This window comes from Roseicella sp. DB1501, assembly GCF_013112485.1.
In the GTDB taxonomy this organism is placed as follows: domain Bacteria; phylum Pseudomonadota; class Alphaproteobacteria; order Acetobacterales; family Acetobacteraceae; genus Paracraurococcus.
In genome coordinates this window covers 1-20,485 of the sequence record NZ_JABFHG010000028.1, presented here as the reverse complement: position 1 = coordinate 20,485, position 20,485 = coordinate 1, and the positions used below count along the sequence as shown (strand labels likewise).

Below are 20,485 nucleotides of genomic sequence, written 5' to 3'. Positions count from 1 at the left end.
GCCGTCGAGGAGCGGATGGAGGGGGCCGGGGCGGCGTTGGCCGGGTCGCGGAAGCACCAGGCCGACCCAGTCGCAGTGGGCCGCAAGGTGCACCTCGCGGCCGAGGACGGGCTGCGGCTGGGCGAGGAGCAGGAGAGGGCGGTGCGCCACGTCACCGAAGGCTGGGACCTGACGCTCGTGGTCGGCTACGCGGGGACGGGCAAGAGCGCGATGCTCGGCGTCGCGCGGAAGGTCTGGGAGGCGCAGGGCTACCAGGTCCGGGGCGCGGCCTTGTCGGGCATCGCGGCCGAAGGCCTGGAGGCCGGGTCGGGCATCAAGAGCCGCACCCTCGCCTCCCTCGAATGGGGCTGGAAGGAGGGGCGCGAGGCGGACCGGCTTACGTCGCGCGACGTGCTGGTGGTAGACGAGGCGGGGATGGTGGGTTCGCGGCAGATGGAGCGCGTCCTCGCCCAGGCCCGGGAGGCCGGGGCGAAGGTGGTACTGGTGGGTGACCCGGAGCAGCTCCAGGCCATTGAGGCGGGGGCAGCATTCCGGGCGCTGGCCGAGCGGCACGGGGCGGCAGAGATCGCGGAGGTCCGGCGGCAGCGGGTGGAGTGGCAGCGGGACGCCACGCGCGAGCTGGCGACGGGGCGTACCGGCACCGCGCTGGACCGCTATGCGGCGGCCGGGATGGTCGTGGGGCACGCTACCCAGGACGAGGCACGGGCGGCCGTGGTCGCGGGTTGGGCGCGGGAGCGTCAGGAGAGTCCGAGCGAGAGCCGGATCATGCTGGCGCACACGCGCGCGGACGTGGCAGCGCTCAATGCCCTCGCGCGGGAGCGACTGCGGGAGGCCGGGGAACTAGGGCCGGAGAGGGTCGTGGCGACCGAGCGCGGCGAGCGGGCGATGGCAGCCGGCGACCGGGTCATGTTCCTGCGCAACGAGCGCGCGCTGGGAGCCGGCCCCGGCGGGCTTGGGGGCGTCGCGGTGAAGAACGGCACGCTCGGGACGGTGCTCGTCGTGGAGGCCGGGGGCGAGCGGCTGACGGTGGCGCTGGACGGGGCCGGTGGGCCAGCAGGGAAGAGAGATGTCGTGACCTTCTACCTGCGGGACTACGGGCACCTGGATCACGGCTATGCCGCCACGGTGCACAAGGCGCAGGGTGTAACGGTGGACCGGGCGCACGTGCTGGCCGGGACGGGGATGGACCGGCACATGGCCTATGTCGCTCTGACGCGACACCGGGAGGGTGTCTCTCTCCACTGGGCGGCGGAGGCGGTGGGGAGCCGGGAAGGGCTGGCGCGCACCCTGTCGCGAGAGCGGGCGAAGGACACGATACTGGACTACGGGGCGGCGTTCGCGGAGCGGCGGGGCCTGCACCCGCTGGCGCCCCGAAGCGAGATCGTGGTGCGGCGATCGGGCGGGCCGGCCCGCCCACGTCGCAGGGCCGCGGAGCTGGGCGCCGAAGCGCGGGCGAGCGCGGCCGAGGCGCGGCGGGAATTCGGTGCAGCCGCGGCTGAGATCGCACCGGCGCCGTTGTTGCCAGTGCATCGCGACCCGCAGGGCCGGGACAGCCTCGGGCGGGGTACAACGCCAGCGGACCTTGCCGCGGCGGCCGATGTGCACCCCTGGATACTGCGGCATGCCGCAGACCGGCAGGGATGGCTGTACGGGGCGTACCGCGAGCCGGACGAGGCCGGGCGGCGGCTGAGTGGTCTCATCCGGCGCGAAGGCAGTGACCTGGCAAGGGCTGCCGCGGTGCTGGCGGGGGAGGGGCCGGAGATGCTCGGCGCGCTGCGCGGCCGGAACGGCTGGTTCGCGGGCCAAGCGGCGAAGGACGAGCGGGTGCGCGCCGTCAGCGCCGCACAGGCCATCGGGCGAAGCCTGAGGCAGGAAGCAAAGGACCGGGAGCGCGCGATGCGGGAGCACGCCGCCTTGGTGGAGGGGCAGAGAAAACGCGACGCGGTAGAGGTGCCGGGCCTGTCGCGGGCGGCCTGGGAGGCAGTGCGAGCGGTCGAGGCCGCGCCGCGGGAGGGGAGCGGCGCCCCAGGATCGGCGGGGGAGGAGAGCTGGCAGCGGCTTGCGCGGGAGCGGGCGGCGGTGGCCGAGGTATGGGCACGGGAGGTGGTGGCGAAGCCGTCGGTGACGGCGGAGCTGCGAGTCTTTGCGGAGGCGGCCGGAAGGCGGCTGGGCTCCGACGTGGAGGGGGTGTTACGGCGGGCGGAGGCGGAGCGGGGTGCACCCGAGGAGGAGCGCCCGCGTGAGGGCTTGGCCGGCGTCGCGCGAGCGCTGTCGACCGAGCGTGCGGGGCGGAGCGCCTATGAGGACCGGCAGCGAGCCGTCGAGCGGCAGCGCGAGGCCGAGCAGGAGCGCCTGGGTCTGCGACAGGGGCGCGGGATGCGAATGTAATGAACAGCGACCATCGGGCATATTGCCACGCCCAGAACGGGATGAGGATGAGAAGGGCTTGCGACCGGAGCGGCTGGCCCGCATCGACATGATCAGCCGTATCAAGTTGCCGGGCGGGCTATCAGAATGCGAGACAAAGCTTCGATGACGGATGCGAACGACACCCGGGAGGACCGGGACGCCGTGGCGAGGCTGCTTTTGCAGCAGAGGGCGATTGCCGAGTTCGGGCTTTTCGCGCTCCGCGAGCCGACGCTACAGCCGGCGCTCGACGAGGCGGCGCGGCTCGCGTCCGAAGGTCTTGGCTGTCCGCTCGCGAAGGTGTTGGAGCGGCTCCCCGGTGAGGGCCGCCTCCTCGTTAGGGCGGGCGTTGGTTGGCGTCCGGGCGTGGTCGGAGAGGCTACGGTTGGGGCTGACCTGGCGAGCCCCGCGGGCTTCGCGCTTCAGACTGGCCAGCCAGTGCTGTCGAACCACCTCTCCGGCGAGACGCGCTTCCGCACGCCCGCGCTTATGGCCGAACACGGAATAAGGCGAGCGATCAACGTCATCGTGCGCGGGGATGCCGAACCCTTTGGCGTGCTGGAAGCGGACAGCCCCGATCCTGGCGAGTTCGTGGCCGATGACATTCTCTTCCTCCAAGCCCTCGCGAACACGCTTGCCATCGCGATCGAGCGGGAGATCGGACGGCGGAAGGCCGAGGAGCGACAAGCCCTCTTGCTGCGGGAGATCCACCATCGCGTGAAGAACTCGCTCCAACTCGTGCAGAGCACCCTCTTGCTGGGTGTGCGGGAACTGGAGGGGGATGCCCGGCGGGGGCTGGAGGAGGCGGCGGCGCGGGTAAAGACGATCGCGGCCGTGCACGACCGACTCTACAAGGGAACCTCGCTCCTCGAGGTGGATGTACCCGCCTATCTCGATGGCCTTGTGGCCGACCTCCGCGCCTCGCTCGCCGATGCCGGCGGCGGCCGGTCGGTCGAACTCGCCGCCGCCGACCCGGACACTTGGCCCGCAGACGGCGCCCCGACACTCGGCCTCGTTGCGGCGGAACTCGTCACCAACGCCCTGAAATACGGGCGGGGAACGGTGCGCCTCTTCTATCGTTGGCTCCCCGATGCGGGCGAGATCACGGTCGAGGACGAGGGAGAGGGCTTTCCTGCCGACTTTGATCCCCGTCGCTCGTGCGGCCTTGGCATGCGTCTCGTCACCGCCTTTGCGCGGGGGCCTTCGGGAGGGATCGCGGTGGACCGTGACGCATCCGGCGGACGGATTGTGGTGTGCCTGCCGCGGCAAGGTTGAACAGAGTTTCGTCCCGCTGACGGTGGGCCGGGAAGCGATTTTCCTTACCGGCGCGTTGTGAGGATGGAGGTTCCACAATGTCCGATCAACCCACCCCCGAGATCCCCACCCCTGATGGTGACCCCGAGATGCCGCCCGGCAACGGGACGCCCGAGGTGCCTACCCCTGGCCCGGACCTGCCCCCAGGACCCGGTCCGGAGATGCCTGTTCCCTCGCCAGGGCCGGAAATGCCGGATCCCGCTGGACCAACGATTGTGCCGCCCTCACCCATGCCTGGTGGACCCGGTCCCGCAGTGATGTGATGGTGGGAGGGTGGGGTGAAACGTGCCCCGTCTCCAAGCGCTCACGGCTTGCTGCATATGCCGGCCACCGCGCCGAGCGCTCAGCACCTTGACAGCATTGGATGTGGATCATGCAGACCGGCACTCCTGAAACTGGCTATGAGGGCGCGGCGACAGCCGCGGTGCTTTCTGAGGGTGCCCCCTCGCTTCCCTCGCGCGTCTCATGGGGCGCCGTGATTGCCGGCGCTGTCGTGGCGCTGACGATCGGGCTGATGTTGAACGCCCTTGGTGCCGGGATCGGGGCCACCACGGTCGATGCCGCGGCCCGCGATACGCCCTCCGCCTCGTCCTTCGGCATCGGTGCGGCGATCTGGGTGCTGGTGTCCAACCTGATCGGCCTGGCGGTGGGCGGCTACGCCGCCGCGCGGTTGTCCGGCACCTCAGACAACACCGACGGAACCCTGCACGGACTGGCGGTGTGGGGCACCAGCTTTCTGATCTCGGCCGCGCTGCTGGGCAACCTGGTCTCCGGCATCGCCTCCACCGCCGCGACCGGGGCTTCCAACCTGCTGGGCGGTGTGGCGCAGGGGGCCGGCTCGGCCGTGTCCGCGGTGGGCCAGCAGGCCGCCAATCGGGTGGATACCGGCACGCTCCAGGCGGCGACCCAGGGCGTGGTCGACCGGGTGCAGGAGGCGCTGAACGGGGCTGGCGGCAACCCGGCGGCGATGACCTCCGACCAGCGCAAGGCGGAGATCGGCCGGCTGGCGACCCGGCGGGTGACGGACGGCCAACTCCCGCAGCCGGACCGCGACCGCCTGAACCAGTTGGTGGCCGCCGAGTACGGTATCAGCCCGCAGGAGGCTCAGGCGCGGGTTCAGCAGGCCGAGCAGCAGGCGACGCAAGCCGCGCAGCGCGCCGAGGAGACCGCGCGCCGTGCGGCGGATGCCACGGCCTCCGGCGCTGCGAGAGCCGCCTTCGCGGTGTTCGGCATCATGCTCCTCGGCGCGATCGCCTCGGTGCTCGGCGCCCGTCGCGGAACACGGGACCTGCTCACCTTCCGGGGCAGCCGTGTCGCCTGACCCGGATGATCGGGGGTTGGGCGGTGATTCCGCCCAGCCCTCGGGCGATCCTTTCCGCGAGGGAGGAGCCGAGGAGGTTCTTTCTTTAGCGGAAGAGGTGGTCCGTATCGGCAAGCGAAAGATTGAGACAGGCCTCGTCCGGGTCTCGGTCACGACCCAGACGGCCGAGGAGGTGGTCCGCGAAACCTTGCGGAGCCGCAAGGCCGAGGTCGAGCGCGTCCCGCTCGGTCATGAGGTGACGGAAGCACCGCAAACCCGGCAGGAGGGCGACGTTCTCGTCGTACCCGTGGTCGAGGAAATCCTGGTCATCGAGAAGCGCCTCATCCTCAAAGAGGAGATCCGGCTGCGCTTTGTCGATACCGAAACGGCCGTGGAGCAATCCGTCCAGAGACGGGTGCAGCGCGCCACGGTCGAGAGACTGCCGCCCCACGACGCTACTGCATCCTCACCAGGTACGGTGGAGGGGGTTGGCCACATCACCAATAACAGCGAGGAAAGCGCACGATGACACGTACCATCACCGCGATGTTCGATGACCGGGCCCAGGCTGAGGCGGCCGTTCGCCAGCTGACGCAGGAGCTGAACATCGACCGGGACCTTATCCAGGTCTATGCGGCCGATACGGTGGCCACGACCACGAGAACGACGGTGCCCGACGAGGACCGCGGCTTCTGGGCATCGCTGAAGGACCTCTTCGTGCCGGACGAGGACCGCTACACCTACGCCGAGGGGATGCGGCGCGGTGGGGTCGTGGTGTCGGCGGAAGTCGAGGACGGCGTGCTCGACCATGCCATGACCATCCTCGAGAACAACGATGCCATCGATCTCGACAGCCGCGAGGCCGAGTGGCGGCAGTCGGGCTGGACGGGGTATCAGGCCAGCGGCGGCACGGATGCGGCCGTGGCGAGTTCACCGTCCGCCCCTGTGCTGGGCATCGCCGCCGTCGGCACCACACCTCCTGCTGCTTCAACGAGCGCCCCCGTAACCACGGCTGCCACCGCCACCTCCGCCCGTCCGGGCGGTGAGGAGGTGATCCCGATCGTCGAGGAGCAGGTACGGGTCGGCAAGCGCGACGTGGAGCGCGGCCGGGTGCGGGTGCGCTCCTACGTGGTCGAGACCCCCGTCACCGAACAGGTTAACCTTCGCGACGAGCGCGTGGAGGTGGAGCGCCGGGCGGTGGATCGTCCCCTGACCGATGCCGACAACGCCTTCCGCGAGCGCACCATCGAGGCGACCGAGACCGATGAGGAGGCGGTGGTGTCCAAGCAGGCGCGCGTCGTCGAGGAACTGGTGATCCGCAAGGATGCCACGGAGCGCACCGAGACGGTGCAGGACACGGTGCGCCGCACCGAGGTCGAGGTGGACGACACGACGGGTGCGCCGCGGACCGGCGGCAACACCGGTCTCGCGGGCACGGTGAATCCTCCTGGCACGGAGGCCAGCCGGGCCGTCGATGAGGTGCTCGGCACCAATGTCAGCGGCGCGCGCCCCGATCAGGCCGACGGTACGCCGGGCAACCCTCCGGGCACGATGGCCAGCCGTGCGGTCGATAACACGCTCGGGACCAACATCAGCGGAACCAATCCCTCTCGGAAGAGCTGAAGCCAGCTAAGCCTCTGGGCAGGGCGGGAGCATGCTCCCGCCCTGAACTCGGCAGGTGAGTGACGGCTGAACTGGGGCTCCATTGTTGCCACCAGCGAGCCTGAGTTGAGGGTGGCGTGCTCTCATGCTCCAGCCAGTATTCGCCGCACCGGTCAGTTTCTAAGGCACTCGAAGCGCGCCATCCTGGCTGGAAGCTATGGCCACCGAGGTGCCCTCCTTAACCTCGCCTACCCGGCTTGTGGTTGCTGAAGCGAGCGTTGCCGAGCCCGGTGCCGATCGTCAGGACGCCCCAGCGGCTCACGTCCTGCATGGTGTGAGTTTCGCTCAGACCTTGGACCACCGCGTCGTTGTGCAGGACGAAGTCGGGACGGCGGTCGCCGAGCTTTCCGAACGCCGACGCCAGGGTTGCTGGCAAATTGAAATCAGGGCCTTCCCAGTTCCCCCCGGGGAGGTTCTGTCCTCCCCGCTCGATGGTGCCGTCGGAGGCGATCATGCCTGGACAGCCCACCCCGACGAACGGGGCAAGCCGCAGTCCCTTGTCCTCCGCCTCGTCGGCCAAGTTCCGAAGCAGTCCCGCGAGCCGGGCCACCGCCTCGTCGCGGTCCGCCTCGCCGTCCGCATGGCGCCAGCGCTCGGACGAGACCACGTGCGCCCTCGACAGGTCGGGCGCCTGGTCCAGCCGCAGTCCGACGAGCCCGACCCGGATGTTGGTCCCGCCGATGTCCGCCGCCAGCATCGCGTCGGCCCCGGCCAGCGCCTCGGGCGGAGCGAGGTGGGCGGCGCCGCAGAGCGCCGCCTCGTCGGGGTGCCTCGAGACGGGCCGCATGTCCACCCGCTCGCCACCGGCCTTGAGCAGCACGCCGACGCGTCCGACCGCCATGATGCCGATGCGCGCTTCGAGGAAGCCGCCGCCGACCGCGATCCGCTCGGTGCCGCGCCACTCCTCCATGCGCAGAAAGCGCCGGACCACGCCCGCCATCTCCTGCGCGAAGTCCTCGATGGCCGAGTGGACGAGGCCCGCGGCTTCCGGGCCCTCCTCGGCGTCATGAAGCAAATCGTCGAGGTCGGCCCGATCGATGTCGTGCGTGGCCGTGCCTTCGCCCACGGCATCCTCCAGCGGATCCTCGCCTCCGCCCCGGTGAACGCGCTGCCGCCAGTCCTCCAGGATCTCGACGAAGGCGCGGTTGCTGGCGCGGTCCCCCAGAAAGCCTTCGCCGCCGGGCTCGCTCAGCTCGGCGTTGTAGGCGTCCACCCGCACCGAGGGCAGGTCGCGGGCGCCGTGCCGTCCAAGGGTCGGGGATGGCTCCGCATCTCGGTTCATGCTGAAAAGATGCCCCCGTGTGGCCGTTCTGCCTTGCCGAACTCCGAAAGAAAGCGCCGCGCGGGGCTGATAGTCCGCTCCCGCCGATGGAGCGGCCGCGAAGGCCGCCCCGCCCAGCGACAGCGCCCCTTCACGCCTCCGCGCGACGGTAGCTTTGTCTCAATCCTGGTAGCGGAAGCCGGGAAGAGCACGAAGCTGGTCGCGAGACATCGGAAGGTTGATGCGGCGCCGCGCATCGTCGTGGCGCAGCTGGTCATAGGGGACAGCCACGTACTTATCGGTGAAGCCAAGGCGGCCCTCCACCTCGATGACGGCGCTCACGACACGCCCCTGTGCATCGAGGATCAGGTCCTCCACCTCTCCGATCTCGACGTCGTCCGAGCTGTAGACGTCACGGTCGATGAGCCCCTTCGCCCGCGTCTGACCCGCAGCGAGACCGGTAGGGGCTGCGGTGCCACTGCTGGTGGCGGCGCCTGGAGCGGCAGGGGAGGTTTGCGCGAGAGATGGCGAGACGGCGGCGCCCAGTACCATTGCTGATGCGAAGACAACGGCGGCGAGCAGATTCTGGCGGCGATGCATGGCTAAGACCCTTGTTGCATGAAAAATCTGTAACGCCGCTGTCGAGCCCCGGTTTTGGAGTGAGATAACAGTGCTGCCCTCGCAGGTGTCTCACGGGCAACGCCGTTCCCGATGGCTTCTGGGTTCGCTGCTGGAACTAGGGTCTGCGCCCGCCGGAAGACCCTACCACTGACCGGCAAGGCGCCCGAGTGTCGCCGCGAAAGTCGCCTGCGTGAAAGGCTTGGAGATGATCGGCGCCCCGGCGTGGCCGCTGCCGTCCGCCGCCCCGGCGCCGTAGCCGCTGACAAAGGCGAAGGGCACGCCGCGGGCGGTCAGTGCGTCCGCCACGGGGTGGCTCGCCTCGCCCGCGAGGTCCATGTCGAGCAGCGCCACGTCGATGGTGTCCCGGCCGATGATGTCCAGCGCCTCGGCGACGCTGGCCGCTGGGCCGACCACGGTGCAGCCGAGATCGGCGAGCGTGTCCTCGAACAGCATGGCGACCATCGCCTCGTCTTCAACGACGAGCACGCGCAGGCCGTCCAGTCCTGGGTCCGTCATGGCGCCCCCTCCTTCTCGGGTGGCGGCGGGAGCGGCAGCCGGATACGGCACTCGACGCCCTGTGGCGCGAAGTCGAGCCTGACCTCGCCGCCGGACTCGTACGGCAAGGCGCGCTCCAGCAACCGCGAGCCGAAGCCCCGGCGCTCGGGCGGGCGCACGGGAGGGCCGCCGCGCTCGCGCCAGTGGATCTCGACCGCCGGCACATCGTCGTTGAACCGCCGCCCCAGTGTCCAGGTAACATCGACGCGGCCGCCGCGCGCCGACAGCGACCCGTACTTCGCGGCATTGGTGGCGAGTTCGTGCAGGGCGAGGTTGAGGGTCACGGCGGCGTTCGGCGCCAGCAGGACCGGCGGGCCGTCGGCCGAGACCCGCCCCGCCTCGCCATCCGTGGCGTAGGGCTCCAGGGTCCGCTCGATCACCTCGCGCAGCGGAGCCCCCTCCCAACCGCCGCGGGCCAGCATGTCGTGCGCGCGGGCGAGGGCCAGGAGTCGTGCGTCGAAGGCTTTCCGGAAGGCGGCGGGATTCGGGGCGTAGCGCAGGCTCTGCGCCGCGACCGACTGCACGGTGGCGAGCGTGTTCTTGACCCGGTGGTCCAGTTCGCGGAGCAGCAGCCGACGGCGCTCCTCCTCGCGGCGCTGTTCCGTTCGGTCACGCAGGATCTTCAGGAAACCTCGCAGCTCCCCGCCGCTGTCGAGCAGAGGCATCATCATTCCGGCCGCCCAGAAGCGGGAGCCGTCCTGTCTCACATGCCAGCGCTCATCCGCTGCGCAGCCCTCGTTGGCAGCCCGGCTCATCTCGATCTCGGGCACGTCCGCGGCGCGGTCCTCGGGCATGAAGATGACGTCCGCGGAATGGCCGAGGATGTCCTCGGTTTCGTAGCCGAGGAAACGCTTGGCGCCCGGATTCCAAGCCGTGACCAAGCCATCGAGGCCAAGGGTGAAGATGGCGTACTCGGTCGCGCTCTCAAAAATGAGGCGCAGGTGCTCCTCACCCTCTCGGAGCGCGAGGTTCGCGGCCGCCAGCGCGTTGCGGAGCGCCTCGTTCTCGGTGACCAGCGCGTCCCGCTCGCGCGTCAGCTCGCGGATGCGCTCCGGCTGGTCCTTGAGAGCGAGCGGGGGCTGCTTGTTTTCTGAGGGCATGGCCGCTCCTCTTACGGGCGGTTTGCGGCGCCGCAGCAGGAAGCCGGGCGCCGAGGCCAGGGCGCCCGACGTTGATCGTTGTTCTTGGGCAACCCGACACCAGCCTGACCTGCTGGTGGATTCAGGCCACCTGGTAAGTCTCTTTCTCTTGGCTTGCTTTGTTGTGTGCCGCTACGGCGGCTCCCCGTCATTGTAGGAACTCTAAACCACCGTTTAGAGTCCCAACACCACGGCACCGGCGGCATCGAATCCCTGCATGGCAAAGACCCCGAACGGCAGCGCGAGACGGCCCGCCGTGACGAGAAAGGCTGGGAGGCCCGCGAAGGAGGCTTTGAGGGAGCCGTGCGTGGTGCCGCCCGCCGTTCCCCACGAGGCGCTCCCCGCGCTGGTGCTGCGCCGCCGCGGTGACGACGTGGACGCCATCGCCTCCTACGTGGAGTGGCAGGCGAAGGGCGAGACGGTCGTGCACGCCGAGAAGGTGCTGACGGAGCACGTGCTGGGCGCGAAGCACGAGTGCTGGGACGTGCGGACCGACAAGGAGCGGTGGTGGGTCATCACCGGCGCGACCAACCTGTACTCCCAGCGGCTGTTCCCCAGCCTGGACTACACGCTCACCTTCCACGTCGGCCTGATGGCCCGCATGGCGGCGCGGCACGAGCCCGGCGTCGAGGAAGCCGAGCAGCTTCTATTCCCCGCGGCATGGCGGCGGTGGGAGCAGGCGGGGGAGGTGCTGGACGAGGCCGAGGAGGCCGAGGACTTCCAGTCCGTCGGCATGCGCTGCCGCGAGTGCCTCGTCGCGATGGTGCGGGCGCTGGGCGACCCCTCGATGGTGCCGGAGGGCACCGACCCGCCCCAGCGCGCGAACGTCGTCGCGTGGTGCGGCCTCATCGCCGAGCACGTCGCGCGCGGCGCCAGCGCGGAGTGCGTGCGGGGCTACCTGAAGGCCGTGGCGAAGTCGGGCTGGGCCTTCGTCAATTGGCTGACGCACGCCCACGGGGCGACCCGGGCCGACGGTCTCCTCGCCCATGAGCTGACGCAGCACGTGCTCAGCATCTACGGCACCGCCGTGTTCCGGCATCGGCGCGGCATCCCGGACCGGTGCGCGTCCTGCGGCTCCTACAAAGTCGGCCTGTTCGCGCAAGAACCGGGGGCGACGCCGGTGCCGGCCTGCCAGGTGTGCGGCTGGACGCAGGGGCCGGCGCCGGCAGCCGGAGCGGGTGGGGAGCCGTGATGACGACCGCCTTCGTCGCCTACTACCGCGTCAGCACCGACCGGCAGGGCCGCTCCGGGTTGGGCCTGGACGCGCAGCGCGAGGCGGTCGCGCGCTTCCTCGCCGCCCGCCCCGGCGCCGCGCTGCTGGGCGAGTTCACCGAGGTCGAGAGCGGCCGGCGCGCCGACCGCCCCCAGCTCGCCGCGGCCCTTGCCCTCGCTCGCCGCCGCAAGGCGACGCTGGTGATCGCCAAGCTGGACCGCCTCGCGCGGTCGGTGGCCTTCATCGCCGGGCTGATGGAGGGCGGCGCGCCGTTCGTCGCCTGCGACAACCCGCACGCCACGCCGCTGACGATCCACATCCTCGCCGCCGTCGCCCAGCACGAGCGCGAGGCCATTTCGGCCCGCACGAAGGCGGCGTTGGCGGTGGCGAAAGCGCGCGGCACGCGGCTGGGCAACCCGGACGCCGGCCCCGCCAGGGCACTGGCGGCGGCGGCGAATCGGGCGGGGGCGGCGCGGCGGGCGGAGGCGGTGCGACCGCTGGCCGAGCGCCTGGCCGGGCAAGGGCTGTCGCTGCGCGCCGTCGCGCGCGAGCTGGAAGAGCGCCGCGTGCCCACCCCCCGCGGCGGGCGCTGGCACGCGGCCAGCGTGCGGGCGGTGCTGGCGAGGGCGTAGGGCGGGAGCCACAAGCCCGTCGCACTGTCTGCTAGACGACGTGCCGAAGTGTCTCTAATCCGATGTGTCGACAATACGAGGCGTCGGAATGCAGACCTTGGCGATGATCGCCCAGAAGGGCGGGACGGGTAAGACGACCTTGGCTCTCTCGCTCGCCGTGGCGGCCGAAGCGGCGGGGCGGAGCGTGCTCGTCATAGACTTGGACCCCCAGGCCAGCGCGTGCCGGTGGGGCGACCGCCGAACCGCAGAGGCGCCTGCCGTCATGGACGCGCAGCCCGCCCGCCTCGCCGCCGCCCTCGCCAAGGCGGCCCAGGCCGGCGTTGACCTCGCCATTGTGGACACGCCCGCGCGGGTGGAACAGGCCGCGGCCGAGGCCGCGAAGGTCGCGGACCTCGTCCTGATTCCCTGCAAGCCGTCCATCCTGGACCTCGAAACCCTTCGCGCGACCGCGGAGCTGGTGCAGGGCCGGTCCAAGCGCCCACCGCTGGTGGTCCTCAACGCGGTTCCGGCCCAGGGCACCCGGCACGAGCAGGCGGCCGAGGCGATCACGGGCATGGGGCTGGCGGTGTGTCCCGTCCACGTCGGGCAGCGGGTGGCGTTCGAGTACGCCGCGCAGGCGGGGCAGAGCGTGACCGAATACGAGCCGGATGGACGCGCCGCGTCGGATGTTCGACGCCTCTACGATGCGATATGTCAGATTGTCGGCATGTCGAAGAAGGAGCGGGCACAGTGAACAAGCGGCCGAACCTGGCTGCCGTGGCGGCGGCAGCCGGCAGCACCCGGCGCCGAGAGCCCGAGCCGACGCCGGCCCCGGCGCGCGAACCGGCTGTCGGCCCGAGGACGCGGGTGGGGACGAAGCAGATCGCGGCCCACTTCCCCGAGGACGTGGCTTGGCAGCTTCGGGCGCTGGCCGTGGAGCGGAAGACCACCGTGCAGAACCTCATGGCCGAGGCGCTGAACGACCTCTTCGCGAAGCACGGGAAGCCCGAAGTGGCTCCCCTGGAGCGGGTGCGCGGACTCTCGTGATGCCCGAAGAGGCGCCGCGCGGTGGAACGTCCCTGTCGCACACGACGCGGCGGCTTCTGGACGCCGCCGAGACGCTCCGCCGCGGCGCGCCCTTCGAGCTGGACTTCCTGCACACCGTTCTCACGCAGACCGGGCTGCCGTTCCGCAACCCCGGGGACGCGCGGACGTGGGAGCGACGGCAGGGCGGGGCCGCGCTTCGCATCGAGGCAGGGGCCGTGGCCGACCCGAGCGCGGGCGGGTTCCGCACCGTCGGCGTGCCCTTCGGCGAGAAGGCGCGGCTGGTGCTGATCCACCTCACCGGTGAGGCCCTCCGCACGGGTTCGCCAGTGGTGGAGGTGGAGAACAGCCTGACCGCCTATGTGCGCGAGCTGGGCCTCCCCACCGACGGCCGGACCATCGTCACGGTGAAGGAGCAGCTCGCGCGCCTTTCGGCCGCGACGGTGCGGCTCGCCTACTTCGCGGACGGGCGCGCCGCCCAGGTGAACGCCGCGCTGGTGACGGGCCTGGATCTTTGGGCGCCGCGCGATCCGCGCCAGCGCGTGCTGTGGCCCAGCACGGTCCGCCTGTCCGACGACTACTTCGCCAGCATCCAGAGCCACGCGGTGCCTCTGGCCCGTCCCGCGATCCGGGCGCTGGCGCACTCGGCGCTGGCGCTCGACGCCTACTGCTGGCTCGCCCAGCGGCTGCACCGGGTGCCCGTCGGCAAGCCGCAGGCCATCTCGTGGTCGGCGCTGCGTGACCAGTTCGGGCAGGGCTTCGCGCGGGAGCGCGACTTCCGCCGGCAGTTCCGCGAGACGCTGCGCGGCGTCATGACGGTGTACCCCGACGCGCGGGTGGACGACGGGGAGGATGGACTTCTGCTGCACCGATCCCGGCCCCCCGTGGCACCCCGGATCGTGGCACGGGCGCCGAAGCCCCCCACCCCTTAAGCTGTGGAAAACCGACTTATCCACGAGCACTTGGTCGCGCCGGGCACGAGCACTTGGTCGCGCCGGGCACGAGCACTTGGTCGCGCACATAATATAGAACCGATATGTAAGCCTATAATCTTCCGGTAGTTGGCGAGCCCACCTGTGGAAAACTGTTAAGACACCCGTTCGGCGGATCACCCCCCATCCGGCGAGAGCGCGATGCCCCGGTGCTCGGGGCCGTCAAGGACGCTCGCTGCGCTCGCGCCGCTATGCGGTGGCCTGCGGCCATCCCCGACCGCCCCTGCGCGCCGCGGCGACCGGAGGGGGTCGGGACGGAAGGCGTCCCGACTTTCAACCCGTCGCCTCCGGCGCGGGTCGAACAGAAGGCATTGAGAGAAAGCATTGAGAAGGTAAGGAGAGCGCCTTACCTTGAGAGGGCGCTGCGAGTCGCGAGGAGCCAATCCATGCCGCCTGCCGTCGTCGAGGAGGTCTGCACCATCACCGCCAAGGGCCAGACCACCGTGCCGAAAGCCGTTCGGCAGGCACTCGGCGTCGGCTATGGGGGGCGGATTGCCTTCCGGGTGGAGAGGGGCCGCGTCACCGTCCACGCCCTGCCCGAGAGGGGGGAGGCCGCGGACCCCGCGCTGGCGCCCTTCCTGGCGCTGCTGGAGGCCGACCTCGCCGCCCGGCCGGCCGAGGCCGTCCGGCCGCTCCCGGAGGCTCTGGCGGGCCGCCTGGACGCGCTGGCGGCCGAGGTGGGGCCGGTGGACCCGGACGAGCCCATCGAGGGCGAGGTGAGCCTGTAGGCGGTGGCTCGCGATGCTCGGCCGGCAGGGAGGCCACCGGGCCTCGCGCGGCACGGCTGGCGACTCCTCGGCCACCCCTTATTCCTGGACCAGATCGGACGGCTTCTGGCGGCCGTGGAGCGGGCCAGGCGGGCGGACCCGGAGGGGTGGCGGGGGAAGGCCGATGCCAAGCTGCTCGCCGCGATCCGCGCCCTCGTGCTGGACCGCATCCCGCGCGACCCGCTGGCGCCGGAGTTCCGGCAGGGCAACACCCTGGGGCCAGCGCACCGGCACTGGTTCCGAGCGAAGTTCGGCGGGGTGCGGTTCCGGCTGTTCTTCCGTGCCGACTCGCGCGCCCGGGTGATCGTCTACGCCTGGGTCAACGACCGCGACACGCTGCGCAAGGCCGGCGCCGCGAGCGACCCCTACGCGGTGTTCGCGGCGATGCTGGCGGGCGGCAACCCGCCGGACGACTGGCCCGCGCTGCTGGCCGCAGCCGAGGCGCCGGAGGCGGCGCGACGGCTCGGCGTGGTGGATACGGCGGAGTAGGGAGGGCAAGTGAGCAAACCCGTTCCCCTCGTCTTGCAGATCCAGGCCGACGCCCTCGACCGCGCCGTCTCCACGGCGGACCTTTTAAGGCGCGCCCGTGTGGCTAGTTCGAAGCTCGGCATCGGAAGCGCCGCGAAGTGGGTGGAGCAGGAGACGAACGGCTACGAGGACATAGCCCCCAAGGACCTGCCGCCATACCGCGTCATCCATGGACACGCGCAATTCTTCAATCCCGTGCGGGGGTGGTGCCCCATCCTCACGCACGACGAATGGCTGGCCGACATCATGTCAACGGCCTACCTGTTCCAGCCGATCGGCGAGTTGGAGCGGCACGCTAGGGACGAGAAGGACGGCCTCGTCCGACTCACGCACCACCTCAAGCTCAACGAGTTGATCACGGCGCAGATCGGCTTTGCCGCGCAGTCCGTCGTGGCCATTGCGCGCACCAGCGTGTGGGGCGTCGTCGAGAGGGTGCGGACGTTCGTCCTCGACTGGTCCCTTGAACTGGAGCGCGCGGGCGTGCTGGGCGAGGGTATGAGCTTCACCCTCAACGAAAAAGCAAAGGCGGTGGCCGTGACGAATAACTACTTCGCGCAGAACATCGGGGTCGCCGGCAACGTCGAGGGCGGCTCCACGGTCCAGAACAACCAAGTCGCGGGCGCCGCGCTGGACCTGGAAGCCGTGCGCGGCCTCCTCCAACAGATGCAGCAGCTCGCGCCGATGCTGCCGCCCAACCTGCGCACGGCGGTGGAGGCAGACGCCGCAGAACTCCAGGCCGAAACCGCGAAGCCGCAGCCGGACCAGGGGCGCCTGCGCAACCTGCTGGGGTCCATCCGATCCACGTGCGAGGGAGCGAGCGGCAACCTCTTCGCCACCGGTGTGGTGGAGGCGATCAAGGCCATGCTGGGCTGATCCCGCCGCCTCACGCGTCGGACAGCCCGGCGAACTCCGGGTCGTCGTAGTGGCGGAGCTTGGCGGCGAGGGCAGGGGCCTTGCCCGGGCGGAGGAGGACCTGGAGGTGCGGCGGCAGGCGCATGGCCTCGTCGGGCGTCAGCAGGGGCCGGCCGGCGAGGTGCGTCGAGGTGCCTTCGCTGACGGAGGCGTGGCCACCGGAGAGGGCGCCGAGGCCGGCGGGGCGGGAGGAGCCGGAGGAGGCGGTGGCGTACTCGACGGTGGCGTTGCCGAGCACCTTGGAGAGCCAGGTGGCGGTGTCGAGGTCGGCCGGGGCGGCGACCTGCACGAGGCCGGCGTTGGCGAGGAAGGTAGCGGCCGACTCGCCGTAGGCGGCGCGGAGTTGGGCGAGGTCCTGGAGGATGGGCCAGAGCTGGAGGCCGAGGCCGGCCATCAGCCCGGCGGCCGACAGCACGGGTTCGAGGCGGCCGAGGGCGGCGAACTCGTCCAGCAGCAGGAGCACGGGCGGCGTGCCGGGGCGCTGCGGCGTGCGGGCCAGCTCCGCGATCCCCTGAGCGATCAGCAGCCGGAGCCAGCGGGCGTAGGCGCCCAGGCGGTCGGGGGGCAGGACGAGGAAGACCGTCGCGTTGCCGTCGCGGAGGTCGCGCCAGCGGAAGTCCGAGCGCGCCATGCTCGCGGCCATGCGTGGGCTGTCGAGGAAGTGGGTGTGGCGCTGGGCCGAGGAGAGGACACCGGCGGCCTCGCGGTCGGCCTTGCCGAGCTGCCGTGCCGCGGCGCGGGACACCAGCCCGCCGGCCGCGGCGGTGTCGGCCAGCATGGCGCGCAGCAGGGCGTCCCACTCGCGCGGCGGCAGGGTGAGGAGGCGGCGGAGGTCGGGCAGGCCGCGCGCGCCGTCCGGGGCGGCGCAGGCGAGGTGCATCAGCAGCCCGGCGATGAGGGCCTTGGCTTCGTCGTTCCAGTGGGCCTCCGCGACCTGGCCGGGCGGGTCGAAGACGAGCGCATCTGCCAGCGTCGCGGCGTCGTCGGCGAGGTCGGGGGAGGTGGGGTCGAGACTCGCCGCGGGATCGTAGCAGGCGGCGGGCTGGCCGGAGGCGCCGAAGGGGTCCAGCACCCATACCGGCCCGAAGCGGCGCCGGGCACGGGCGGCGATGCGTGAGTTCTCCCCCTTCGGGTCCACGCAGATCACCGGCCGCGGCGCCGTCAGCAGGTTCGGGAGCACGGTCCCGACGCCCTTGCCGGAGCGGGTGGGGGCGACCGTCAGGAGGTGCGCCGGCCCCGCGTAGCGCAGCGGTTCGCCGCGGCGGTCGGCGGCGCGGCCGACGAGGAGGGCGGCGGGGTCACGGGCGAGGGCGGGCGCGGCGAGGTCGGCCGAGAGTTCGCGCGCGCCGGCCCAGGCGGCGGAGCCCATGACGTCGGGCACGGCGGGGCGGCGGAAGGAGGCGACGAAGGCGAGGACGGCGGCGACGACGCCGGCGAGGAAGGTGCCGCCGTTCCAGATGATGCTGCCCCACTCCTTCGGGGCGAGGAGGCCGAGGACGGCGAAGACGACGAGGCCGGCGAGCATCCCCACGGCGCCGGCGACGGCGGCGCGCACGAGGGCGGTGCCGAGGCGCCAGGTGAAGCCGATGCCGTCCGCGACCGCGAGGAGGGCGGCCCTCACGCGGGCAACCCGCCCGCCGCGTCCCCTTCCTCCTGCCCCGTGACGCCGGCCGCGGCGGCGGCCTCGCGGTCGGCGGCGAAGGCGCGCATCCCGGCGCGGCGCCAGCGGGCGCGGAGGTGGGCGGGATCGTCGTCGCCCGCGCCGCTCAGGTGCCCGGCGACCTCCATCAGGGCGCCGAGCATGGTGGCGCGGTCGTCGTCGGTGAGTTCCACGAGGCCGGCCTTGCTGACGAGGCCGCCGAGTTCGATCAGGTGGCGCGTGCGCTCACGGCGTGCCTTCGCCCAGTCGCGGGTGTCGGTGCGGGCGCGGGCGGCCTCGGCGCGGTTAATCGCCGGTACCAGCCGCCGCAGCGCCCGCGCCGTTCGCGCCAGCTCCGCCCGCAGCGTCGCCGGGTCCGGCCTTTTCCCGGCCGCCCCGCTTGCCGTCGCGAAAGAACGCCTCGCCGCGCTCGGTCCACCCCTTCACGGCGTCAGGCCGCTTCCTCGATTGCTCGACGGCGGCGAGCAGCGCGCCGGCTAGCGCCTCGACGGGGAGGGCGTCGGCGCCCGTCACCTGGACGAGTTCGCCGAGCTGGGTGGTCTTCTGGCCCTTGAGCTTCTTGGCCCGATCCATGAGGGCCTGGAGTTCGGAATCAAAGTCGCGCGGCTTGCGGGCCATGGCAGTGTTCGCCGCCTGTTCACTGTGAGGGCGACCCGTAGCAGCGGAGGGAGGGCGCGTCACCGTCCGAGGGTGGCAGTTCCGCAGGAGCACCGAGGCGCCGGTTTTGATGTGGTGGAAGGCGGTCACCCGGCGGGTACGTCGGGCCGCTTGGCGACGTAGCCAATCCGTAGGCCCGGCACGAAGCCCAAGCCCTCGTAGAAGGCATGCACCCGAGGGTCCGCACGCCCGCTCTGCATCAGCACGTGGTGGCAATCGTCCGCCCAGGCCCGGGCGAGGGCAGCGCCGACGACGGCGCGGCCGTGCCCGAGACCGCGATGCCCGGGATGGGAAACGACATTTTCTAGGAATCCGTGACGCCGTCCGCCGCGGAGAAGGTTCGGTGCGGTGACAAGCATGCAGGTGGCCACGACGATGCCGCGCTCGTCCGACACGAAGACATGGACACCCGGATGCTCCAAGGTTTCCTGCCAGGTGCGTTCGGCCCGCTCGCCTGGCTCGACGGTGCGACTGACTTCCGATGCGGCGAACAGGTCCAAGAGCGCGGACAGATCGGAGGCGTGGGCGAGACGGGCGAGGGGCATGTCTGGAGCCTTCGATCACGGGTGACAGGCTTCGTAGAGCGGGACGGTAAGGGTCGGAGCTGCCACGTCATGGCCCACTACGGCCCTGTTCTGGAATTACGAGGACCGCGCCCGCGCCACTCGTCACGGGCCTCCGGAGCGCAGCGGAGGAGGTCAGAGAAGTGCGCGCTTATACGTCACTGCGTGACGTGCGCGGAACGGCGGCCGTCCGGGATGGCCCCGGCGGGCCGACGCCGGTAGGGTCCGGCGCGTGGCAATCTACCACTTCTCCGCTAAGGTGATCTCGCGGGCGTCGGGCCGGTCGGCGGTGGCTGCTGCGGCGTATCGCGCGGCCGAGCGCCTGGACGACGAGCGGCTAGGCCGGACGCACGACTTCACGGCCAAGGCCGGCGTCGTGCATTCCGAGATCCTGCTGCCTGAGGGTGCGCCGGAGGGGTGGCGCGATCGGGCGACGCTGTGGAACGAGGTCGAGGCCGTCGAGCGGCGGCGCGATGCGCAGCTCGCGCGCGACGTGGAGGTAGCGCTGCCGCGGGAGCTGTCGCGGGCCGAGGCGGTGGCGCTGGTGCGGGACTTCGTGCGGGAGGAGTTCGTCGCGCGAGGGATGGTGGCAGACCTGAACATGCATTGGGGGGTGGGGGCGGACGGCGAAGCGCAGCCGCACGCGCACATCATGCTGACGATGCGGCAAGTGAAGGGAGACGGGTTCGGGGCGAAGGCGCGAGACTGGAACGGCAAAGAACTTCTGACCGGCTGGCGCGAGCGATGGGCGGAGCGGGCGAACGCGCGGCTGGCCGAGCTGGGGCACGACGCGCGGATCGATCATCGCTCCCTCGCCGAGCAGGGCATCGCGTTGGAGCCGCAGCACAAGGTGGGGCCGGCGGGGGCGCGGCGGGCGGAGCGGGGCGAGGAGGCGGAGCGGCGGGCCGAGCACGACGCCATCGCGCGGCGCAACGGCGAGCGCATCGCCGAGGATCCGGCGCTGGCGCTGAACGCGCTAACGCGGCAGCAGTCCACCTTTACCCGGCACGACCTGGCGCGGTTCGTGTCACGGCACACGGACGGGGCGGAGCAGTTCGCGGCGGTGATGGCGCGGGTGGAGGCGGCGCCGGAGCTGGTGTGGGTCGGGGAGGACGAGCGCGGGCGGGAGCGGTTCAGCACGCGCGAGATGCTGGCCGTCGAGGAGCGGATGGAGGGGGCCGGGGCGGCGTTGGCCGGGTCGCGGAAGCACCAGGCCGACCCAGTCGCAGTGGGCCGCAAGGTGCACCTCGCGGCCGAGGACGGGCTGCGGCTGGGCGAGG

Annotated in this window: 22 protein-coding genes; 14 read left to right on the top strand and 8 right to left on the bottom strand. The window is 71.6% G+C overall.

The annotated features are described in order from the left end of the window. The 5 genes from HJG45_RS29090 to HJG45_RS27790 form a co-directional block, all read left to right on the top strand. On the top strand, positions 1 to 2,388 hold a 2,388-nt coding region (locus tag HJG45_RS29090), incomplete at its 5' end, for an AAA family ATPase (protein WP_254452852.1). 144 nt (positions 2,389 to 2,532) lie between these two features. Continuing rightward, the gene (locus HJG45_RS27805; protein WP_171617193.1) at positions 2,533 to 3,681 is read left to right on the top strand and encodes a sensor histidine kinase; all 1,149 of its coding nucleotides are present in this window, start codon (positions 2,533 to 2,535) and stop codon (positions 3,679 to 3,681) included. Positions 3,682 to 4,093: 412 nt separating this feature from the next. Beyond that, positions 4,094 to 5,041 carry a hypothetical protein gene (locus HJG45_RS27800; protein ID WP_254452851.1) on the top strand — a complete coding sequence of 316 codons (948 nt, stop codon included), beginning with the start codon at positions 4,094 to 4,096 and terminating at the stop codon, positions 5,039 to 5,041. Between the two features lie 16 nt (positions 5,042 to 5,057). After that, complete coding sequence (locus HJG45_RS27795) at positions 5,058 to 5,549, top strand: YsnF/AvaK domain-containing protein (RefSeq protein ID WP_171617191.1); 492 nt, start codon at positions 5,058 to 5,060, stop codon at positions 5,547 to 5,549. After that, positions 5,546 to 6,643 (top strand): YsnF/AvaK domain-containing protein, encoded by a 1,098-nt coding sequence (locus HJG45_RS27790; RefSeq protein ID WP_171617189.1) that lies wholly within the window; start codon positions 5,546 to 5,548, stop codon positions 6,641 to 6,643. The genes HJG45_RS27795 and HJG45_RS27790 overlap by 4 nt, the downstream gene beginning before the upstream one ends. A 217-nt stretch (positions 6,644 to 6,860) precedes the next feature. Here HJG45_RS27790 and HJG45_RS27785 read toward each other — a convergent pair whose 3' ends face one another. From HJG45_RS27785 to HJG45_RS27770, 4 genes are all read right to left on the bottom strand, one after another. After that, entirely contained in the window at positions 6,861 to 7,964 is a 1,104-nt protein-coding gene (locus HJG45_RS27785; protein ID WP_171617187.1) for an ROK family protein, read from the bottom strand. 159 nt (positions 7,965 to 8,123) lie between these two features. Then, positions 8,124 to 8,543: a PRC-barrel domain-containing protein gene (locus tag HJG45_RS27780; RefSeq protein ID WP_171617185.1), complete on the bottom strand. Its 420-nt coding sequence runs from the start codon at positions 8,541 to 8,543 to the stop codon at positions 8,124 to 8,126. A 162-nt stretch (positions 8,544 to 8,705) separates the two neighbouring features. Beyond that, positions 8,706 to 9,080 carry a response regulator gene (locus HJG45_RS27775; protein WP_171617183.1) on the bottom strand — a complete coding sequence of 125 codons (375 nt, stop codon included), beginning with the start codon at positions 9,078 to 9,080 and terminating at the stop codon, positions 8,706 to 8,708. Continuing rightward, complete coding sequence (locus HJG45_RS27770) at positions 9,077 to 10,219, bottom strand: sensor histidine kinase (RefSeq protein WP_171617181.1); 1,143 nt, start codon at positions 10,217 to 10,219, stop codon at positions 9,077 to 9,079. The genes HJG45_RS27775 and HJG45_RS27770 overlap by 4 nt, the downstream gene beginning before the upstream one ends. Before the next feature lie 346 nt (positions 10,220 to 10,565). Between HJG45_RS27770 and HJG45_RS27765 the strand changes: the two genes are divergently transcribed. The 8 genes from HJG45_RS27765 (at position 10,566) to HJG45_RS27730 (ending at position 16,286) form a co-directional block, all read left to right on the top strand. After that, on the top strand, positions 10,566 to 11,450 hold the full coding sequence (locus tag HJG45_RS27765) for a hypothetical protein (RefSeq protein ID WP_171617179.1): 885 nt from the start codon (positions 10,566 to 10,568) through the stop codon (positions 11,448 to 11,450). Then, the gene (locus HJG45_RS27760; protein ID WP_171617177.1) at positions 11,450 to 12,103 is read left to right on the top strand and encodes a recombinase family protein; all 654 of its coding nucleotides are present in this window, start codon (positions 11,450 to 11,452) and stop codon (positions 12,101 to 12,103) included. The genes HJG45_RS27765 and HJG45_RS27760 overlap by 1 nt, the downstream gene beginning before the upstream one ends. An 88-nt stretch (positions 12,104 to 12,191) precedes the next feature. After that, positions 12,192 to 12,836 (top strand): AAA family ATPase, encoded by a 645-nt coding sequence (locus tag HJG45_RS27755; RefSeq protein ID WP_171617175.1) that lies wholly within the window; start codon positions 12,192 to 12,194, stop codon positions 12,834 to 12,836. Then, on the top strand, positions 12,833 to 13,129 hold the full coding sequence (locus tag HJG45_RS27750) for a ribbon-helix-helix domain-containing protein (RefSeq protein ID WP_217363064.1): 297 nt from the start codon (positions 12,833 to 12,835) through the stop codon (positions 13,127 to 13,129). The genes HJG45_RS27755 and HJG45_RS27750 overlap by 4 nt, the downstream gene beginning before the upstream one ends. After that, a complete protein-coding gene (locus HJG45_RS27745; protein WP_171617173.1) occupies positions 13,129 to 14,058 on the top strand; it encodes a replication protein RepA in 930 nt (309 codons plus the stop codon). The genes HJG45_RS27750 and HJG45_RS27745 overlap by 1 nt, the downstream gene beginning before the upstream one ends. Before the next feature lie 446 nt (positions 14,059 to 14,504). Further along, entirely contained in the window at positions 14,505 to 14,846 is a 342-nt protein-coding gene (locus HJG45_RS27740) for a type II toxin-antitoxin system PrlF family antitoxin (RefSeq protein WP_171617172.1), read from the top strand. A gap of 3 nt (positions 14,847 to 14,849) precedes the next feature. After that, on the top strand, positions 14,850 to 15,374 hold the full coding sequence (locus HJG45_RS27735; RefSeq protein WP_171617170.1) for a type II toxin-antitoxin system YhaV family toxin: 525 nt from the start codon (positions 14,850 to 14,852) through the stop codon (positions 15,372 to 15,374). Between the two features lie 9 nt (positions 15,375 to 15,383). After that, on the top strand, positions 15,384 to 16,286 hold the full coding sequence (locus HJG45_RS27730) for a hypothetical protein (RefSeq protein ID WP_171617167.1): 903 nt from the start codon (positions 15,384 to 15,386) through the stop codon (positions 16,284 to 16,286). 10 nt (positions 16,287 to 16,296) lie between these two features. On the opposite strand, the gene HJG45_RS27725 is transcribed toward HJG45_RS27730, so the two are convergent. The 4 genes from HJG45_RS27725 to HJG45_RS27710 form a co-directional block, all read right to left on the bottom strand. Then, positions 16,297 to 17,946, bottom strand: a complete 1,650-nt coding sequence (locus tag HJG45_RS27725; RefSeq protein WP_368040691.1) for a type IV secretory system conjugative DNA transfer family protein — start codon at positions 17,944 to 17,946, stop codon at positions 16,297 to 16,299. Further along, the gene (locus HJG45_RS27720; RefSeq protein ID WP_368040692.1) at positions 17,943 to 18,275 is read right to left on the bottom strand and encodes a conjugal transfer protein TraD; all 333 of its coding nucleotides are present in this window, start codon (positions 18,273 to 18,275) and stop codon (positions 17,943 to 17,945) included. Before HJG45_RS27720 ends, HJG45_RS27725 begins: the two co-directional genes overlap by 4 nt. Next, positions 18,271 to 18,603, bottom strand: a complete 333-nt coding sequence (traD, locus tag HJG45_RS27715; RefSeq protein WP_171617165.1) for a conjugal transfer protein TraD — start codon at positions 18,601 to 18,603, stop codon at positions 18,271 to 18,273. Before traD ends, HJG45_RS27720 begins: the two co-directional genes overlap by 5 nt. A gap of 125 nt (positions 18,604 to 18,728) precedes the next feature. Continuing rightward, positions 18,729 to 19,187: a GNAT family N-acetyltransferase gene (locus HJG45_RS27710; RefSeq protein ID WP_171617163.1), complete on the bottom strand. Its 459-nt coding sequence runs from the start codon at positions 19,185 to 19,187 to the stop codon at positions 18,729 to 18,731. Positions 19,188 to 19,437: 250 nt separating this feature from the next. Between HJG45_RS27710 and mobQ the strand changes: the two genes are divergently transcribed. Further along, positions 19,438 to 20,485 (top strand): MobQ family relaxase (gene mobQ / locus HJG45_RS27705; protein ID WP_171617161.1); only part of this gene is annotated, 1,048 nt, incomplete at its 3' end.

What these genes read in the sequence shown, in the direction of transcription:
- HJG45_RS27805 (WP_171617193.1), top strand. Translation starts at nt 2,533, where the DNA reads ATGACGGATGCGAACGACACCCGGGAGGACCGGGACGCCGTGGCGAGG.
- HJG45_RS27800 (WP_254452851.1), top strand. Translation starts at nt 4,094, where the DNA reads ATGCAGACCGGCACTCCTGAAACTGGCTATGAGGGCGCGGCGACAGCC.
- HJG45_RS27790 (WP_171617189.1), top strand. Translation starts at nt 5,546, where the DNA reads ATGACACGTACCATCACCGCGATGTTCGATGACCGGGCCCAGGCTGAG.
- HJG45_RS27785 (WP_171617187.1), bottom strand. Translation starts at nt 7,964, where the DNA reads ATGAACCGAGATGCGGAGCCATCCCCGACCCTTGGACGGCACGGCGCC.
- HJG45_RS27780 (WP_171617185.1), bottom strand. Translation starts at nt 8,543, where the DNA reads ATGCATCGCCGCCAGAATCTGCTCGCCGCCGTTGTCTTCGCATCAGCA.
- HJG45_RS27775 (WP_171617183.1), bottom strand. Translation starts at nt 9,080, where the DNA reads ATGACGGACCCAGGACTGGACGGCCTGCGCGTGCTCGTCGTTGAAGAC.
- HJG45_RS27770 (WP_171617181.1), bottom strand. Translation starts at nt 10,219, where the DNA reads ATGCCCTCAGAAAACAAGCAGCCCCCGCTCGCTCTCAAGGACCAGCCG.
- HJG45_RS27760 (WP_171617177.1), top strand. Translation starts at nt 11,450, where the DNA reads ATGACGACCGCCTTCGTCGCCTACTACCGCGTCAGCACCGACCGGCAG.
- HJG45_RS27755 (WP_171617175.1), top strand. Translation starts at nt 12,192, where the DNA reads ATGCAGACCTTGGCGATGATCGCCCAGAAGGGCGGGACGGGTAAGACG.
- HJG45_RS27745 (WP_171617173.1), top strand. Translation starts at nt 13,129, where the DNA reads ATGCCCGAAGAGGCGCCGCGCGGTGGAACGTCCCTGTCGCACACGACG.
- HJG45_RS27740 (WP_171617172.1), top strand. Translation starts at nt 14,505, where the DNA reads ATGCCGCCTGCCGTCGTCGAGGAGGTCTGCACCATCACCGCCAAGGGC.
- traD (WP_171617165.1), bottom strand. Translation starts at nt 18,603, where the DNA reads ATGGCCCGCAAGCCGCGCGACTTTGATTCCGAACTCCAGGCCCTCATG.
- HJG45_RS27710 (WP_171617163.1), bottom strand. Translation starts at nt 19,187, where the DNA reads ATGCCCCTCGCCCGTCTCGCCCACGCCTCCGATCTGTCCGCGCTCTTG.